The following is a 322-nucleotide window of genomic DNA, read 5'->3' on the forward strand; positions in this document are numbered from 1 at the left end:
TAAATCACCATCTATATTTTCCACATTGACATTTCCATTTTTGTTCTTTATTATTGTGGAACCTGCTACAGTTTCAACTTCAATATCACCATACTGGTTTTCAATTATTAATTCATCACCAATATTATCAACTTGAATATCACTGTTATTAGTCTTTATAGTAGTTCTTCTGTCAACTTTACCAACATAAATGTCACCGTTTCTATTAGATATATCAACTTCCATATTTTTAGGTATTTCAATTACATAATTAACATGAGAATATGTACCTCTATAATTAAGAATATTATTCTTAGTCTTTATAGCCAATGTATTGTCTTTC

Annotated in this window: 1 protein-coding gene; it reads right to left on the reverse strand. The window is 27.0% G+C overall.

The genetic code is table 11. From position 1 onward, the window contains the following. A partial coding sequence (locus ACX6CF_RS27060) for a hypothetical protein (RefSeq protein ID WP_458788474.1) occupies positions 1 to 322 on the reverse strand: 322 nt, incomplete at both ends.

This window comes from Vallitalea sediminicola, from assembly GCF_054408565.1.